Source organism: Kitasatospora sp. NPDC093550 (assembly GCF_044764985.1).
Lineage (GTDB): Bacteria > Actinomycetota > Actinomycetes > Streptomycetales > Streptomycetaceae > Kitasatospora.
Map to the genome: position 1 here is coordinate 25,371 of NZ_JBIWJF010000049.1, position 17,528 is coordinate 42,898.

A 17,528-nucleotide genomic window follows, 5' to 3' on the forward strand; every position below is an offset into this window, starting at 1 on the left:
GCGGAGCCCGGACGCGGCGGTGCCCCGGGCTGGGGGAGGCCCGGGGCACCGCTTGTGGGGGAGTGTGGGGGAGGGGTGGGGGTCAGGCCTGCTGGTCCTCGGGGAGGCTGATCACCCAGCGGGTGTCCTGCCGGGGGCGCAGGTAGAACAGCCAGTAGAGGGTGGCGGCGGCGGTGATGCCGCCGGTCCACAGCAGGGGCTCGGTGTCCAGCTGGGTCATCACGTAGACCAGGACGGCGATCAGGACGACCGGGACGGCCGGCCACAGCGGCATCCGCCAGGCGGGGGCGTGCTTGTGGTGGGCGCGGCGGGAGAGCAGCGCGGCGATCGCGACCAGCAGGTACATCCCGGTGACGGCGACGCCGGTGATGTTGCTCAGCAGCTCGCCCTTGACGAAGCAGAGCGCGGCGCCGGGCAGGCCCACGGCCAGGGTGGCGATCCAGGGGGAGCCGAAGCGGCCGAGGGTGCCGAAGGCCTTGTTGACCGGCTCCGGCCAGGCCTTGTCGCGGGCGGAGGCGAACAGCACCCGGGAGTTCTGGATGACCATGACGATGCCGGCGTTGATGATGGCCAGCGCGACGCAGAGGCTGATGAAGGTGCCGACCGCGGAGTTGCTCCAGGCGGTGACCATGCCGGAGATGTCGCCGGAGGTCAGGGTCTGCAGGTCGGGGGCGCCGACGGTGATGGCGACGACCGGGATCAGGATGACCGCGGAGGAGATGCCGAGCGTCCACAGCACGGTGCGGGAGACGTTGCGGCGGGGGTTCTCCAGCTCCTCGGACAGGTAGACGGCGGTGGAGAAGCCCTGGGTGATGAAGAGGGCGATGCCGAGCGCGCCGACGACGGCGCCCACGCTCACGGTGGTGGTGCCGCCGTCCCCGGCGACCACGCCGTGCAGCAGGCTGGGGGCGTGGCTGTTGGCGTGGGCGAAGCCGAGCACCGAGACGACGCCGGCCGCGATGACCTCCAGCACCAGGAAGATGCCGGTGATCCAGGCGTTGGCGCGCAGGTCGAGCAGGCCGGCCAGGGTGGCGGCCAGCATCACGGCGGCGCCGGTCATGGCCTTGTCCACGTGCAGGACCGGGGCGAGGTAGTCGGCGGTGCCGAGTGCGATGACCGAGGGGACGATCATCACCACGATCAGGGAGAGCACGAAGACCAGCCAGCCCATCAGCCGTCCGGCCAGGGTGCCGACCATCGCGTACTCGCCGCCCGCGCTGGGGATCAGCGTGCCGAGCTCGGAGTAGCAGAACGCGACGGCGACGCAGAGCACGGTGCCGATGGCGATGGCCAGGGCGGTGGCGCTGCCGATGCTGGAGAACAGCTCCGGCACGATCACGAAGAGCGTCGACGCCGGGGTGACGCAGGACAGCGTGAGCAGTGTGCCGCCCACGACGCCGATCGAGCGCTTGAGCTGCTGGGGCGCTGCCGCCTCGGCCGCCGGTGCGGCTACGTTCTGTGGCGGGCGAAGCGTGTCGGTCATGTGGCTTCCGATCGGCTCTGTGCGGTCCTGGATGGGGAGCGGTATCGCCTCCGCTGGCTGGCTGCTCGGGTCTCGGTCCAGTCGCTCCCGGGCCGCAATGGAACCTTGGGCGTATTGATTGCGTCAACGTCGGAACCGCTGCGGAATCCGTTGCGGCGAACGGCATAAACATGCGATCCGATGATCACGTTCGGTCATTGCGCGGTTTGTCCGACTTGTTACCTCGGCTTCCTCGGGGTTGAATCGAAGGTAAACAAACAGTTGAAGGCTGGCATTCAAAGGCGTGACTCCAGGTGGACGGCAACACGTCCAGGCGCCCCGAAACGGCGCGAGAACGCCCACGGCGGGGTACGGGAACCGCAGCACCGGCCGGGAAAGATCTAGGTAACGTTTCAGCACCTGGGACGCCGAAGGGGTCGGACTCCGCGGAGTCCGACCCCTTCGATCACCGTCCGTCACGACCGGCGTGGTTACACCACCGGCAGCCAGCCCGTCTGGACCATCTGCCCGTTGGTCGCGCGGCGTGACACGTACACCCCGCGGCCCGGCGGCAGCGCCTGCGGCTTGACCGTCCCCAGCAGCGCGCCCTCGTCCCGGTTCCCGGAGAGGATCACGCCCTGGCCGCCCAGCTCGCGCATCCGCTGCAGGACCGGCTCGTACAGCGAGCGCCCGGCGCCGCCCGCGCTGCGGGCCACGATCACCCGCAGGCCGATGTCCCGGGCGAACGGCAGGAACTCGGCCAGCGGCGCCAGCGGGTTGCCCGAGCCGGTGGCGACCAGTTCGTAGTCGTCGACGATCACGAACATGTCCTTGCCGCTGTACCAGCTGCGGTTGCGCAGCTGCTCGGCGGTCACGTCCGGGCCCGGCAGGCGGCGCGAGCAGGCGCCGCGCAGCATCTCCACGACGGCCGACACGGCCGGCTGGGCGGCCGCGTACTCGACCAGGTACTCCGGCGGCACCGTGCCCAGCAGCGCGCGCCGGTAGTCGCCGACCACGATGCCCGCCTGCTCCGGGGTGTAGCGCTCGGTGATCTGCTTGATCAGCATCCGCAGCACCGCGGACTTCCCGGACTCGGTGTCGCCGAAGACGATGAACAGCGGGTCGGTCTCGAAGTTCACGAAGACCGGTGCCAGCTCCGCCTCGTCCACGCCGAAGGACACGCCGCGCTCCGGGTGCTCGAAGCCCTTCGGCAGCGAGTTCCCGTCCAGGACGGCCGGCAGCATCCGCACCTGCGGGGCGCGCGGCCCCGCCCAGGCGCCGTCGATCGCGGCGACCAGCCCGGCCACGCCGTCCCGCAGGTCCTCCACGGAGGAGGAGCCGTCCAGGCGCGGCAGACCGGACAGGAAGTGCAGCCGCTCCGGGGTGACGCCCCGGCCGGCCAGCGGCGGGACGTTCTGCGCCACCCGGCGGTCGACCTCGGACTCCATCGCGTCGCCCAGCTTGAGCTCGGTGCGGTTCTGCAGCAGGTCCTTCAGCGCCGGGCGGACCTCCGCGTACCGGGCCGCGGTGATGATCAGGTGGACGCCGTAGCCGAGGCCGCGCTGGGCGATGTCGCCGATGACCGGCTCCAGGCCCTCGAACTCCTGCTTGAAGGTGTTCCAGCCGTCGATCACCAGGAAGACGTCGCCGAAGGCCTCGTCCGGCAGCTGACCGGCCGCCCGGCGGGCCCGGTAGGTGCCGATGGTGTCGATCCCGGTGACCCGGAACAGCTCCTCGCGCCGGTTCATCACCCCGTGCACCTCGGAGACCATCCGGCGCACCTTGTCCACGTCCAGGCGCCCGGCCACCCCGCCGACGTGCGGCAGCCCGGCCAGCGACCCGAAGCTGCCCGCGCCGAAGTCCAGCAGGTAGAACTGCACCTCGCGCGCGGTGTGGGTGAGCGCGAACGAGGCCACCTTGGTGCGCACCACGGTCGACTTGCCCGAACGCGGGCCGCCCACGATCAGGCCGTGACCGGCCGCCCCCGCGTAGTCGACCTCCAGGATGTCCGTCTTCTGCTCGCGCGGCTTGTCCACGATGCCGATCGGCGCCCGCAGCCGGCCCGCCGGGTAGCCGGGGGCGGTCAGCCCGCGCTCCGGCACCACCTGCAGCGGCGGCAGCAGGTGGTCCATGCTCGGCGCCTCCTCCAGCGGCGGCAGCCACACCTGGTGCGCGGCCGGACCCTGGCCCGCCATCCGCTGGACGAACACGTCCAGCACGGTGTCCACCAGCGCGTCGTCCTGCTCCGGCACCGGCGGGGCCTCCTCCTCCACCGGGTCCGGCAGGTCCACGAAGGCCGCGGTGAACTCCACCGGGCGCGCGGCGACCCGCCGCCCGCCGGTCGACCGCTGCTGCCCCGGGGCCCGGTACGGCCCCGAGACGTAGGCGGCCTTGAACCGGTCCATCACGTCCTCGCCGAACTTGAGGTAGCCGACGCCCGGCACCGGCGGCAGGTGGTACGCGTCCGGCACGCCGATCGCGGCCCGCGACTCGGCCGCCGAGAAGGTGCGCAGACCGATCCGGTAGGAGAGGTAGGTGTCCAGGCCGCGCAGTTTGCCCTCCTCGAGGCGCTGTGAGGCCAGCAGCAGGTGCACGCCCAGCGACCGGCCGATCCGGCCGATCTGGATGAACATCTCGATGAAGTCCGGCTTGGCGGTGAGCAGCTCGGAGAACTCGTCGATGATCAGCACCAGCGAGGGCAGCGGGTCCAGCGCCGCGCCGGCCGCCCGGGCCCGCTCGTACTCGTGGATGTTGGCGTAGTTGCCCGCCGAGCGCAGCAGCTCCTGACGGCGGTGCAGCTCGCCCTCGATCGCGTCGCGCATGCGGTCGACCAGGGTGAGCTCGCCCTCCAGGTTGGTGATCACCGCGGAGGTGTGCGGCATGTCGGCCATGCCGGAGAAGGTCGCACCGCCCTTGAAGTCGGCGAGGACGAAGTTGAGGATCTCCGAGGAGTGCGTCATCGCCAGCGCCAGCACCAGGGTGCGCAGCAGCTCCGACTTGCCGGAACCGGTCGCGCCCACGCACAGGCCGTGCGGGCCCATGCCCTCCAGCGCGGCCTCCTTGATGTCCAGGTAGACGTGCTCGCCGTTGGCGCCGACCCCGATCGGCACCCGCATCCGCTCGTGCTGGGCGCGCTGGCGCCAGCCGCGGTTCACGTCGAAGGAGCCCGGGTCGCCCGAGTTCATCATGTCGGTGAAGTCCAGGTCGGACAGCAGCGGCTCGTCGTCCCCGCCGGCCGAGATCCGGTACGGCGCCAACTGCCGCGCCAGCGCCTCGGACTGCCACACCGAGAGCAGGTCGGGCTTGCCGGTGTACGTCGCCCCGGAGGGCGAACGCAGCACCAGCTCCTCGGAGTTGACCGTCACCATCAGGTGCCCGCTGGGCTCGTCCACCTCGCCCGGGACGACCTCGACGACGGTCACGCCCTGCACGCCCTCCGGGCTCGCCAGCAGCGAGTCGTGCGGCACCCCGGCACCGTCCATGACGACCACCAGGTGCGGCTGGTCAGCCGCCGGCGCCACGTCCCGGACGAAGCGCTGGCGGCCGGCCAGCTCGTCCTGCAGCAGGTACTCCAGGTCACCGAGGTCGGTGGCGAACAGCCGGCGCGACCCCGCGCCGTCGTTCTCCTTGCGGTGCTGGTTGTGCGGGAGCCACTTGGTCCACTCCCACTCCTCGGCCGCGCCGGGCGCCGCCGCGACCGCCACCATCAGGTCGTCCGGCGAGTGCAGGGTGGTCAACTGGGCGATCATCGCCCGCACGTTGCCGTACACCGAGTCCGGGTCCCCGCACACCGTGATGTGGTAGAAGGCGCGCAGCGACACCGCCAACGGCAGGTCCTGCAGGGTGCCGTGCGCCTTCAGGAAGGAGTGCATCGCGGCGGCCGACAGCGGCTCCAGCTCGTCCATCGGCGCGGTCTGCGGCGCCACCAGCGGGGTGGACAGCTGGACCGGCCCGAGGCCCACCCGGATCTGCGCGAAGTCGCCGTCCGCGGTGCGCCGCTCCCACAGCCGCCGACCGTCCTCGACGATCGACCACAGCTGGTCGGGCGCCGGGTTCAGGAACAGCAGCGCGCCGCGCTGGCGCTCCGCCGTGCGGCGCACCTGGCGGCGCGTCTGCTGCAGGTACTTGAGGTAGTCGCGCCGCTCGTCCGCCATGGCGGTGGAGCCGCCCTTGCGGGCCCGCACGAGCTGGGCCAGCACCATTCCGACCGTCGAGGCGATCATCAGACCGCCCATGACCTTCATCGGGGCGGCCGCTCCCGGCGCGAAGAAGAACACCGCCGAACCGCCCATGCCGAACATCGGCAGGATGCTCATCAGCCAGTCCTCGCCGCCCTGCCGGGGCAGTTCGGGCGGACTCACCAGCTCCACCGGTTCGTCCGGCACCGTGGGCGGGTAGGCCCTGGCCGGTCGCTTGACCGTGATCACACCCATGTGTCATCCGCCCCGTGGCGTCGATCGATCACTTCGGCGTCAGCCCTCACGCGACTGCGTACGGGCCGTACGGGAATCCGGCGGCTGAGGACGCCCCACACAGCGCAGCCCCCGTACCTTCGCGCAGGCGCCGATCCTAACGGTCGGCCCCGCACCGCCCGCCCAGGCGCCGGTCACCAACCGTACGGATAGGGTGACGCCGCGCCGACTCGCGGCCCGGTCGGGCCGGTTCCACAGCCACACCGAGCGCCGCCGGGCCTCGGCACCGTCAACAAGGGGGAGCGCCAAGTGCGTCGAAGGATCGAGGTGCGGGCATGACCACGTCCGCCGCGACCGGCTACTGCCGGGTGACGGTCGTCGCCCCGGACCGCCGGATCGACGTCGCCCTGCCCGAGGACGTCCCGCTCGCGGACGTGTACCCCGAGGTGCTGCGCCTGGCCAACCGGAGCCAGCCCGACGGCACCCCCACCGGCTTCCACCTGGTCCGCCGGGACGGGACCGTCCTGGACAGCGGTCTGCCGCTGGCCGCCCAGCAGGTCCGCGACGGCGACCTGCTCGCGCTGCGCCCCTTCGCCGAGTCCCTGCCGCCGGCCGTCTACGACGACGTCGCCGACGCCATCGCCAGCGCCGTCGAGACCGATCGCCGGTTCTGGACCGCCGAGCTGACGCGCGGCTTCGGACTCATCGGCGCCGGGGTGCTGCTCACCCTGCTCGGCTTCGCACTCTGGTTCGCCGACCTGCGCCACGACATGCACGGCCTGCCCGGCGTGCTGGCCGGCGTGACCGCCGTCGTGCTCACCGCGCTGGCCGGCGTCCGAGCCCGGGTCTACCAGGACGCGCACGCCGCGCTCGCGCTCGGCCTCGGCGCCCTGCCGCACGCCATGATCGGCGGCAGCGGGCTCATCGCCGTCGCCCACCCGTGGGACGGCCCCGGCCGGCTCCAGTTCCTGGCCGGCTGCATCGCCGTCCTGGTGGTCTCCGTCCTGCTGAGCGGCCTGCTGCCGGAGAAGGACGCGGTGTTCGTCGCCGCCGCCCTGGTCGCCACCGCCGGCGCGCTCGCCACCTTCGCCGCCGTCCTGACGCCCGGGACCCCGGCCGGGCACATCGCCGCCGTGACCGGCGTCGCCGCCGTCGCCGCCGTCGGCTTCCTGCCCGGCCTCTCCGCCCGCTTCGCCCGGCTGCCGGTCGGTTTCAGCGCCCCCGGCCAGACCCGCACCCGCAGCCGCGACTACGACGAGGAGGCCGAGCGCGCCGAGGCCGTCCAGTACGAGAAGATCGCGCACCAGGCCCGCCGCGGCCACGAGGTGCTGGTCGGCCTGGTCGGCGGCTGCGCCGCGGTCGTGGTCGGCGCCTGCGCCGTCCTCGGCTTCACCGACGAGACCTTCCCCGAGGTGCTCGCGCTCGCCCTGGGCCTGGCCACCATGCTGCGCGCCCGGCTGTTCCGCTACACCGCGCAGGTCCTCAGCCTCACCGTGGCCGGCCTGCTCGGCCTGTGCCTGCTGATCGTCGGGCTGTCCCTGCACACCCCGCAGTTCTTCCTGCGGGTGGCCGGCTCCACCACCCAGCTCGACCTGCGCACCATCTGGCTGGCCGTCTCCATCGCCTTCGGCGCCGCGCTGCTCGTCGCGATCGCGCTGGTGGTGCCCCGGCTGGGCGTCTCCCCCTTCTGGGGCCGCGTGCTGGACCTGGTCGACAGCCTCACCCTGATCTCGCTCGTCCCGCTGGCGCTCGCCGTCCTGGACATCTACCGGCTGGTCCGCGGCGCCACCGGCTGACCCGCCCGGAGCCTCCCGCCGGCCCGCCGATCGGCCGGGTGGGCGGCACTGGTACGCTTGGCCTTCGAGCGCAGCCGTGTGTCCGCAGCCCCCCGGGCCGCAGAGCGCGGGCCGCGCTCACGACACCGAGTTCTCGATGAGTCCTGTGTTGTCGACCAGGACCGCTCGGTAGACCCCGAAGGAGTTGCAGTGGCTCTCGCCTCTGACGTCAAGAAGCAGATCATCGCCGAGTTCGGCCAGAAGGAGGGCGACACCGGCTCCCCCGAGGTCCAGGTGGCCATGCTCTCCCGTCGCATCTCGGACCTGACCGAGCACCTGAAGTCGCACAAGCACGACCACCACTCCCGTCGTGGCCTGCTGATCCTGGTCGGCCAGCGCCGCCGTCTGCTGCAGTACCTGGCCAAGAAGGACATCGAGCGTTTCCGTACGCTCGTCGACCGCCTGGGCATCCGCCGCGGTGCCGCCGGTGGCGCCCGCTAAGACCGCCGCTCGGGGCGGCTCCCCACTCCGGGGAGCCGCCCCTCGCGCGTATGCCGCGGCCGTCGGGCCGCGGCGCCCGGACATAACAACTCGCGCGCACCTCCCCGGGTGCCCGAGGATTGCACCGTAGGGTTGTGGGCATGCCGGGTGATGGCGCACCAGCGCGCCACCCGGGCAGAAAGACCCGAACCCCCCGCGGGACGAAGGCTTCAAACGGAAGCCGCCCGCATCCGAGAGAGCGTCCAGACGCGGACCGCCCCTCCGGCCCGGCAGCCGTGAGGCGCCGGTCCTCGGTAGTGGCCGCCGGAACCCCCGCAGACCGAGCGGGGCACCCCGGAGGCTTCGATCGAAGACCGGCCCGACTGCCGCCCTCCCCGGCAAGGAGGGCCCCAGGGCCGACCGCAGGCACTGCGCGGGGGCGCTCTCCCGGAGACGTACGAAAGAGGAGATCTTCCAGGTGGAAGAGAACGTGTTCTACGCCGAGGCCGTGATCGACAACGGTTCCTTCGGCACCCGTACCATCCGCTTCGAGACCGGCCGTCTGGCCCGTCAGGCCGCCGGCTCCGCCGTGGCCTACCTGGACGACGACACCATGGTGCTGTCGGCCACCAGCGCGTCCAAGCAGCCGAAGGAGCACTTCGACTTCTTCCCGCTGACCGTGGACGTCGAGGAGCGGATGTACGCCGCGGGCCGCATCCCCGGCTCGTTCTTCCGTCGTGAGGGCCGGCCCTCCGAGGACGCGATCCTCACCTGCCGCCTGATCGACCGCCCGCTGCGCCCGTCCTTCGTCAAGGGCCTGCGCAACGAGGTCCAGGTCGTCGTCACCGTGATGGCGCTCAACCCGGACCACCTGTACGACGTGGTCGCGATCAACGCCGCCTCCGCCTCCACCCAGCTGGCGGGCCTGCCGTTCTCCGGCCCGATCGGTGGCGTGCGCGTCGCGCTGATCAACGGCCAGTGGGTCGCCTTCCCGACCCACAGTGAGCTGGAGTCGGCCGTCTTCGACATGGTCGTCGCCGGTCGTGTCCTGCCGGACGGCGACGTCGCGATCATGATGGTCGAGGCCGAGGCCACCGACAAGACCATCAAGCTGGTCGAGGGCGGCGCCGAGGCGCCGACCGAGGAGGTCGTGGCCTCCGGCCTCGAGGCCGCCAAGCCGTTCATCAAGGTCCTCTGCGCCGCGCAGTCGCAGCTGGCCGCCCAGGCCGCCAAGCCGACCGGCGAGTTCCCGGTCTTCCTGGACTACCAGGACGACGTCCTCGCCGCGCTGAGCGCCGCCGTCAAGGACGAGCTCGCCCAGGCCCTCACCATCCCGGGCAAGCAGGAGCGCAACAACGAGCTGGACCGCGTCAAGGCGCTGGCCGCCGAGAAGCTGCTCCCCGAGTTCGAGGGCCGCGAGAAGGAGATCAGCGCCGCCTACAACGCGCTGACCAAGAAGATCGTCCGTGAGCGCGTCATCAAGGACAAGGTCCGCATCGACGGCCGCGGCGTCACCGACATCCGCACCCTGGCCGCCGAGGTCGAGGCCATCCCGCGGGTGCACGGCTCGGCCCTGTTCGAGCGCGGCGAGACCCAGATCCTGGGCGTCACCACGCTGAACATGCTGCGCATGGAGCAGCAGCTGGACACGCTCTCCCCGGAGACGCGCCGCCGCTACATGCACAACTACAACTTCCCGCCGTACTCCGTCGGCGAGACCGGCCGCGTGGGCTCGCCCAAGCGCCGCGAGATCGGCCACGGCGCGCTGGCCGAGCGGGCGATCCTGCCCGTGCTGCCCTCCCGCGAGGAGTTCCCGTACGCCATCCGCCAGGTCTCCGAGGCGCTCGGCTCCAACGGCTCCACCTCGATGGGCTCGGTCTGCGCCTCGACCATGTCGCTGCTGAACGCCGGTGTGCCGCTGAAGGCCGCCGTCGCCGGCATCGCGATGGGCCTGATCTCCCAGGAGATCGACGGCGAGACCCACTACGTCACGCTGACCGACATCCTCGGCGCCGAGGACGCGTACGGCGACATGGACTTCAAGGTCGCCGGTACCCGCAACTTCATCACCGCCCTCCAGCTGGACACCAAGCTGAACGGCATCCCGGCGTCGGTGCTCGCCGCCGCGCTGAAGCAGGCCAAGGACGCCCGCCTGCACATCCTCGACGTGATGAACGAGGCCATCGACTCCCCGGACGAGATGTCGCCGAACGCGCCGCGCATCATCACCATCAAGATCCCGGTGGACAAGATCGGTGAGGTCATCGGCCCCAAGGGCAAGATGATCAACCAGATCCAGGAGGACACCGGCGCCGAGATCACGATCGAGGACGACGGCACCATCTACATCGGTGCCGCCGACGGCCCGGCCGCCGAGGCCGCCCGCACCACGATCAACCAGATCGCCAACCCGACCATGCCGGAGGTCGGCGAGCGCTACCTGGGCACCGTGGTCAAGACCACGACGTTCGGCGCGTTCGTGTCGCTGATGCCGGGCAAGGACGGCCTGCTGCACATCTCGCAGATCCGCAAGCTGGCCGGCGGCAAGCGCGTGGAGAACGTCGAGGACGTCCTCGGCGTCGGCGCCAAGGTCCAGGTCGAGATCGCCGAGATCGACCCGCGCGGCAAGCTCTCCCTGATCCCGGTCATCGAGGGCGAAGAGGGCGGCGAGGCCGCTTCCGAGTGAAGCGCCGCTAGCTGATCCCTGCGGCCCGTACGCCTCCGCGGCGTGCGGGCCGCACCCCGTTGTCCACGCTTTCGTCCGTACGTGCCTTCACCCACGTGCGTTTCCTCTGGAGGTACCCCCCGTGGCGCAGGCCCCGGCGGTAAAGCAGCGCCCCGGCACCACCCGGACCCTGCTCAAGGGCGTCGACGGCGCCGGCACGGTGCGCCGCACCGTCCTCCCCGGCGGCCTGCGGGTCGTCACCGAGACCCTGCCGACGGTGCGCTCCGCGACCTTCGGCATCTGGGTCGGCGTCGGCTCGCGGGACGAGACCCCGCAGCTCAACGGCGCCACCCACTACCTGGAGCACCTGCTCTTCAAGGGCACCGAGCGGCGCAGCGCGCTGGACATCTCGGCGGCCCTGGACGCGGTCGGCGGCGAGATGAACGCCTTCACCGCGAAGGAGAACACCTGCTACTACGCCCGGGTCCTGGACACCGACCTGCCGCTGGCCATCGACGTGGTCTGCGACATGCTCACCGGCTCGCTGATCCGCACCGAGGACGTGGAGGCCGAGCGCGGCGTCATCCTCGAGGAGATGGCGATGGCCGAGGACGACCCGGGCGACGTGGTGCACGACCTGTTCGCCAAGGTGATCTACGGCAGCGGACCGCTCGGCCGCCCGATCCTCGGCACCCAGGAGACCATCAAGACGCTCACCCGGGACCAGATCGCGGGCTTCTACCGCCGCCGCTACCGGCCCGAGCACCTGGTCGTCGCCGCGGCCGGCAACCTGGACCACCGCAAGGTGGTCAAGCAGGTCGAGGAGGCCTTCGCCCCGGTGCTGGCCCGCTCCTCGGCGGCCCCCGCCGAGGCCCGCCGCGGCGTCAAGGCACTGCGGACGGCCGGCAAGGTCGAGGTGCTCAACCGGCCCACCGAGCAGGCCCACCTGGTGCTGGGCGTGCCCGGCGTGCCGCGGCACGACGAGCGCCGCTGGGCGATGGGCGTGCTCAACGCGGCGCTGGGCGGCGGGATGAGCTCCCGGCTGTTCCAGGAGGTCCGCGAGAAGCGCGGCCTGGCGTACTCGGTCTACTCGTACTCCTCGTCCTACGCGGACAGCGGCCTGTTCGGCATCTACGCCGGCTGCCAGCCCAAGCGCGTCGAGGAGGTGCTGCGGATCTGCCGCGCCGAGCTGGCCAAGGTGGTCGCCGACGGCATCACCGAGGAGGAGCTGCAGCGCGCGATCGGGCAGATCTCCGGCTCCACCGTGCTCGGCATGGAGGACACCGGCTCGCTGATGAACCGGATCGGCAAGGCCGAGCTCAGCTACGGTCACCACCTGTCGGTGGACGACATGCTGGAGCGGATCGCCGCGGTGACCCTGGACGACGTCCAGGAGGTGGCCCGTGATGTGCTGGGCGCGTACCGGCCGTCGCTGGCGCTGATCGGCCCGATCAACGACAAGCGGGCCGCCAAGCTCGCCGATCTGCTGGTCTGAGACCGGCTGGTGTGAGAGGAACTTCGCTATGACGCTGCGTGTCGCCGTGATCGGCGCCAAGGGACGGATCGGCTCCGAGGCGGTCAAGGCGGTGGAGGCCGCACCGGACCTGGAGCTGGTGGCCGCGCTCGGTCGCGGCTCCGCGCTGGAGGAGCTGAGCGCGTCCGGTGCCCAGGTGGCCGTGGAGCTGACCCACCCGGACTCGGTGATGGGCAACCTGGACTACTGCGTGCACCACGGGATCCACGTCGTCACCGGCACCACCGGCTGGACGGACGAGCGGCTCGCCACCGTCCGCGGCTGGTTGGACAGGGCCCCGGAGCTCGGCCTGCTGATCGCCCCGAACTTCTCCATCGGCGCGATCCTCGGCATGAAGTTCTCGCAGGTCGCGGCGAAGTACTTCGAGTCGGTCGAGGTGGTCGAGCTGCACCACGACCGCAAGGCCGACGCACCCAGCGGCACCGCCACCCGCACCGCGCAGCTGATCGCGGCCGCCCGCGCCGAGGCCGGCCGCCCGCCGCAGCAGGACCCGACCACCCACAGCCTGCCCGGCGCGCGCGGCGCCGACGTGGACGGGGTGCCGGTGCACGCCGTGCGGCTGCGCGGTCTGCTCGCCCACCAGCAGGTGATGTTCGGCGACACCGGCGAGACGCTCACCATCCGGCACGACTCGCTGCACCACAGCAGCTTCATGCCGGGCATCCTGCTGGGCGTGCGCAAGGTCGTCGAGACGCCGGGGCTGACCTTCGGCCTCGAGCACTTCCTGGACCTGTGACCGTGTCGATCCCCAGGAGCGCGTCATGACCTCCCGTACCGGCTTCTTCGTCCTGTCCGGGGTGCTGCTGCTGGTCGCCCTGATCTGCGTGGGGGAGGGCGTCCAGCTGATCGCCACCGGCAAGCCGCTCGGCATCGGCATCGGGATCTGCGCCTTCGTCATCCCGGTGATCGGCGTCTGGTTCCTGCGCCAGACCGTCCGCTTCGGACGGGACAGCGAGCGGCTCGCCCGGGAGCTGGAGGCCGAGGGCGGCCTGCCGGTGGACGAGTTGAAGCGCTCCGGCGGCGGGCGGATCGACCGGGCCTCGGCCGACGCGGTGTTCGCCCGCCGTCAGGCCGAGGCGGAGGCCGAGCCCGGCGACTGGCGGGTGTGGTTCCGACTCGCCGTCGCCTACGCCGACGCCGGCGACACCCCGCGCGCCCGCAAGACCATGCAGCACGCCATCAAGCTGCACAGCACCGAACCCGCAAGGAGTAACGCGTGAGCGACGAACCGACGGCCCCCAGTTTCCGCAGCGACGTGACGGTGGAGCTGGTCCGCAGCGCCGCCGCCGACTCGGACGTCATCTGGGCGGCCCGGGTCTCGACCGCGGGGGAGCAGTCCCTGGAGGCGCTCTCGCAGGACCCGGAGAAGTCGAAGGGCCTGATCAACTTCCTGATGCGCGACCGGCACGGCACGCCGTTCGAGCACAACTCGATGACCTTCTTCATCAGCGCGCCGATCTTCGTGTTCCGGGAGTTCCACCGGCACCGCAGCGGCTGGTCGTACAACGAGGAGTCCGGCCGCTACCGCGAGCTGGAGCCGGTGTTCTACGTGCCCGCCGAGGACCGCAAGCTGGTCCAGCAGGGCCGTCCGGGCAAGTACGAGTTCACCGAGGGCACGCCCGAGCAGCACAAGACCACGACCGAGGCGATGGAGGCCGCGTACCGCGAGTCCTACGCCCGCTACCAGGAGATGCTGGCGGCCGGGGTGGCCCGCGAGGTGGCCCGCGCGGTGCTGCCGGTCGGCCTGTTCTCCTCGATGTACGCGACCTGCAACTCCCGCTCGCTGATGCACTTCCTGTCGCTGCGGACCAAGCGGGAGAACTCGGCGGTGCCGTCCTTCCCGCAGCGCGAGATCGAGATGGTCGCCGAGCAGATGGAGGAGCAGTGGGCGCAGCTCATGCCGCTCACCCATGCGGCCTTCGAGAAGCACGGCCGAGTCGCCCCCTGACCTGGGACGACAGGCATATGGGCAGAGTGTCTGGCATGTCTGGATTGCGGCTTTTCTAGCCGCTCCCTACATTCGTGAACACGGATTCCGGTGCTGCCTGAACCCCCGAGCGGGCAGCACCGGAATCCCATCTCTTTGCCCCCGGCCCGCCACACCTGTCCGAACCCTGGACCGGCATGGGTACCGCCCCACCGCCTACGAGTAGTTTTGGACGCATGGCTCCGATCTCCACCCCCCAGACGCCGTTCGGCCGGGTCCTGACCGCGATGGTCACCCCGTTCACCGCCGACGGCGGACTCGACCTCGACGGCGCCCAGCGCCTCGCCACGCACCTCGTCGACTCCGGCAACGACGGCCTCGTCGTGAACGGCACCACCGGTGAGTCCCCGACCACCAGCGATGCCGAGAAGGCCCAACTGATCCGCGCCGTGGTGGAGGCGGTCGGGGATCGCGCCCACGTGGTGGCCGGTGTCGGCACCAACGACACCCACCACAGCATCGAGCTGGCCCGGCAGGCGCAGGCCGCCGGCGCACACGGCCTGCTGGCCGTCACGCCGTACTACAGCAAGCCCCCGCAGGAGGGCCTGTACCGGCACACCGTCGCCGTGGCCGACGCCACCGAGCTGCCGGTCATGCTGTACGACATCCCGGGCCGCTCCGGGGTGGCGCTCAGCCACGAGACGCTGGTCCGCCTCGGCGAGCACCCGCGGATCGTCGCCAACAAGGACGCCAAGGGCGACCTCGGCGCCGCGGCCTGGGCGATCGCCCGCGCCGACCTCGCCTGGTACTCCGGCGACGACATCCTGAACCTGCCGCTGCTGTCCGTCGGAGCCGTCGGGGTGGTCAGCGTCGTCGGGCACGTCGTGGCCGGCGAGCTGCGCACGATGATCGAGGCCCACCTGGCGGGCGATGTGGTCAAGGCCACCAGCATCCACCAGCGCCTGCTGCCGGTGTTCAGCGGTATGTTCCGCACGCAGGGCGTGATCCTCACCAAGGCGGCGCTGGACCTGCAGGGTCTCCCGGCCGGTCCGCTGCGGCTCCCGCTGATCGGAGCGACGCCCGAGGAGATCGCGCGATTGAAGCAGGATCTCGCCGCCGGCGGGGTACACCTGTAGCAGACACAGACGTGCGCGCCCCGGCTCGCCGGACCCCCGGGTCCGCCGCTGGACCGGACCGAAGGCGCGAGAGCACAGACCCAGTAGGAAAACGACACTGAGTACGCACGCCATATGTCGCCGGGGGAGGACCCCGGGCATATGGCGTGCGTCGTGAGGAGAGTCTTTTGAGCCACCCGCACCCCGAGCTCGGCGCACCCCCGGCCCTGAAGGAGGGCGCCCTCCGTATCACTCCGCTCGGCGGCCTCGGCGAGATCGGCCGCAACATGACGGTCTTCGAATACGGGGACCGCATCCTGATCGTCGACTGCGGCGTCCTCTTCCCCGAGGACGAGCAGCCCGGCGTGGACCTGATCCTCCCGGACTTCACCTACATCCGGGACCGCCTCGACAAGATCGACGGCATCGTCCTCACCCACGGGCACGAGGACCACATCGGCGCCGTCCCGTTCCTCCTGCGGGAGAACCCGGACATCCCGCTGATCGGTTCGAAGCTGACCCTGGCCCTGATCGAGGCCAAGCTCGCCGAGCACCGGATCCGCCCGTACGTGCTGGAGGTCAAGGAGGGCGAGCGCGAGCGCATCGGCCCCTTCGACTGCGAGTTCATCGCGGTCAACCACTCCATCCCGGACGCCCTCGCCGTGGCCGTCCGCACCCCCGCCGGCATGGTCGTGGCCACCGGCGACTTCAAGATGGACCAGCTGCCGCTCGACGGCCGCCTGACCGACCTGCCGACCTTCGCCAAGCTGGCGGAGGAGGGCATGGACCTGCTGCTGGTCGACTCCACCAACGCCGAGGTCCCCGGCTTCATCCCGCACGAGCGGGACATCTCGGCCGCGCTGCGAAACGTTTTCGCGAACGCGGACCGGCGCATCATCGTCGCCTCCTTCGCGAGCCACGTGCACCGCATCCAGCAGGTCCTGGACGCCGCGCACGAGTACGGCCGCAAGGTCGCCTTCGTCGGCCGCTCGATGGTCCGCAACATGGGCATCGCCCGCGACCTCGGCTACCTGAAGGTCCCCGGCAACCTGATCGTGGACGTCAAGCAGCTGGACGATCTCCCGGAGAAGGAGGTCGTGCTGATCTGCACCGGCTCGCAGGGCGAGCCGATGGCCGCGCTGTCGCGGATGGCCAACCGCGACCACCAGATCCGCATCGTCGAGGGCGACACCGTCGTCCTGGCGTCCTCCCTGATCCCCGGCAACGAGAACGCCGTCTACCGGGTGATCAACGGCCTGACCCGCTGGGGCGCCAAGGTCGTGCACAAGGGCAACGCCAAGGTGCACGTCTCCGGCCACGCCTCGGCCGGCGAGCTGCTCTACTTCTTCAACATCTGCAAGCCGCGCAATCTGATGCCGGTCCACGGCGAGTGGCGCCACCTGCGGGCGGCCGCCGACCTGGGCATCGCCACCGGCGTCCCGCGCAACCGCGTGGTCATCGCCGAGGACGGCGTCTGCGTCGACCTGGAGAAGGGCGTCGCCCGGATCGTTGGCAAGGTGCAGGCCGGGTACGTCTACGTGGACGGCTCCTCGGTCGGCGACATCACCGAGGCCTCGCTCAAGGACCGCAGGATCCTGGGCGAGGAGGGCTTCATCTCGGTCTTCGTCGCGGTCGACTCGACCAACGGCAAGATCGTCGGCGGCCCGACCATCCAGGCCCGCGGTTCCGGCATCGACGATGGCGCGTTCGTCCCCGTGGCCGCCAAGCTCCAGGAGGCCCTGGACCGCTCGGCGAGCGACGGCGTGCTGGAGCCCCGCCAGGTGCAGCAGCTGGTCCGCCGGACCATCGGCAAGTGGGTGGCGGACAACTACCGCCGCCGGCCGATGATCCTGCCGGTCGTGGTCGAGGTCTGACGCTCGTTCGTCTCCGGCTGAGGCCGGTTTGACGTGGGGCGGCCCGGTGCGTAGTGTTCTCCGGGTTGCCCCACGGGACGGCCCCTCGGAACGGGCTCGAATCTGAATTCGAGAACTACCGGGGAAAACGGCCCGAAAAACTCTGGTAGAGTTCGGGAGCGCCGAAAGGCGAAAGCCGATTCGATGAATGAAACTCCGGGAAAACGGAGCGGAAAACATCTGATAAGCTGGAAACACGAAAGAACGAAGCCCGGAGGGTCCGCTGGAAGGCGGTCCGAAGGAAG

At 71.1% G+C, this 17,528-nt stretch carries 11 protein-coding genes; 9 read left to right on the top strand and 2 right to left on the bottom strand.

What is annotated here, in order from left to right; genetic code table 11:
- Positions 1–82 precede the first annotated feature (82 nt).
- Together ACIRD3_RS38735 and eccCa are read right to left on the bottom strand one after the other, a co-directional pair.
- Positions 83–1,483, bottom strand: coding sequence for an APC family permease (locus ACIRD3_RS38735; protein WP_402226378.1), 1,401 nt, complete (start codon positions 1,481–1,483; stop codon positions 83–85).
- Positions 1,484–1,953: 470 nt separating this feature from the next.
- Positions 1,954–5,895, bottom strand: coding sequence for a type VII secretion protein EccCa (eccCa, locus tag ACIRD3_RS38740; RefSeq protein WP_402226381.1), 3,942 nt, complete (start codon positions 5,893–5,895; stop codon positions 1,954–1,956).
- 314 nt (positions 5,896–6,209) lie between these two features.
- Here eccCa and eccD point away from each other — a divergent pair, with 314 nt between their 5' ends.
- The 9 genes from eccD (at position 6,210) to ACIRD3_RS38785 (ending at position 17,244) form a co-directional block, all read left to right on the top strand.
- A complete protein-coding gene (gene eccD, locus ACIRD3_RS38745; RefSeq protein WP_402226383.1) occupies positions 6,210–7,670 on the top strand; it encodes a type VII secretion integral membrane protein EccD in 1,461 nt (486 codons plus the stop codon).
- Between the two features lie 189 nt (positions 7,671–7,859).
- A complete protein-coding gene (gene rpsO, locus ACIRD3_RS38750) occupies positions 7,860–8,150 on the top strand; it encodes a 30S ribosomal protein S15 (RefSeq protein ID WP_209416808.1) in 291 nt (96 codons plus the stop codon).
- 457 nt (positions 8,151–8,607) lie between these two features.
- On the top strand, positions 8,608–10,815 hold the full coding sequence (locus ACIRD3_RS38755) for a polyribonucleotide nucleotidyltransferase (RefSeq protein WP_402226385.1): 2,208 nt from the start codon (positions 8,608–8,610) through the stop codon (positions 10,813–10,815).
- A 121-nt stretch (positions 10,816–10,936) separates the two neighbouring features.
- The gene (locus ACIRD3_RS38760; RefSeq protein WP_402226388.1) at positions 10,937–12,289 is read left to right on the top strand and encodes a M16 family metallopeptidase; all 1,353 of its coding nucleotides are present in this window, start codon (positions 10,937–10,939) and stop codon (positions 12,287–12,289) included.
- A gap of 28 nt (positions 12,290–12,317) precedes the next feature.
- Positions 12,318–13,064 carry a 4-hydroxy-tetrahydrodipicolinate reductase gene (gene dapB, locus ACIRD3_RS38765; RefSeq protein WP_402226390.1) on the top strand — a complete coding sequence of 249 codons (747 nt, stop codon included), beginning with the start codon at positions 12,318–12,320 and terminating at the stop codon, positions 13,062–13,064.
- A 25-nt stretch (positions 13,065–13,089) separates the two neighbouring features.
- Positions 13,090–13,548 (top strand): hypothetical protein, encoded by a 459-nt coding sequence (locus tag ACIRD3_RS38770; protein ID WP_402226393.1) that lies wholly within the window; start codon positions 13,090–13,092, stop codon positions 13,546–13,548.
- Positions 13,545–14,276 carry an FAD-dependent thymidylate synthase gene (gene thyX / locus ACIRD3_RS38775; RefSeq protein WP_402226395.1) on the top strand — a complete coding sequence of 244 codons (732 nt, stop codon included), beginning with the start codon at positions 13,545–13,547 and terminating at the stop codon, positions 14,274–14,276. The genes ACIRD3_RS38770 and thyX overlap by 4 nt, the downstream gene beginning before the upstream one ends.
- A 215-nt stretch (positions 14,277–14,491) precedes the next feature.
- Complete coding sequence (dapA, locus tag ACIRD3_RS38780) at positions 14,492–15,391, top strand: 4-hydroxy-tetrahydrodipicolinate synthase (RefSeq protein WP_402226398.1); 900 nt, start codon at positions 14,492–14,494, stop codon at positions 15,389–15,391.
- A 167-nt stretch (positions 15,392–15,558) separates the two neighbouring features.
- The gene (locus ACIRD3_RS38785; protein WP_402226400.1) at positions 15,559–17,244 is read left to right on the top strand and encodes a ribonuclease J; all 1,686 of its coding nucleotides are present in this window, start codon (positions 15,559–15,561) and stop codon (positions 17,242–17,244) included.
- Positions 17,245–17,528: the final 284 nt, after the last annotated feature.

Coding starts and splice junctions, on each gene's coding strand:
- ACIRD3_RS38735 (WP_402226378.1), bottom strand. CDS start 1,483: ATGACCGACACGCTTCGCCCGCCACAGAACGTAGCCGCACCGGCGGCC.
- eccCa (WP_402226381.1), bottom strand. CDS start 5,895: ATGGGTGTGATCACGGTCAAGCGACCGGCCAGGGCCTACCCGCCCACG.
- eccD (WP_402226383.1), top strand. CDS start 6,210: ATGACCACGTCCGCCGCGACCGGCTACTGCCGGGTGACGGTCGTCGCC.
- dapB (WP_402226390.1), top strand. CDS start 12,318: ATGACGCTGCGTGTCGCCGTGATCGGCGCCAAGGGACGGATCGGCTCC.
- ACIRD3_RS38770 (WP_402226393.1), top strand. CDS start 13,090: ATGACCTCCCGTACCGGCTTCTTCGTCCTGTCCGGGGTGCTGCTGCTG.
- dapA (WP_402226398.1), top strand. CDS start 14,492: ATGGCTCCGATCTCCACCCCCCAGACGCCGTTCGGCCGGGTCCTGACC.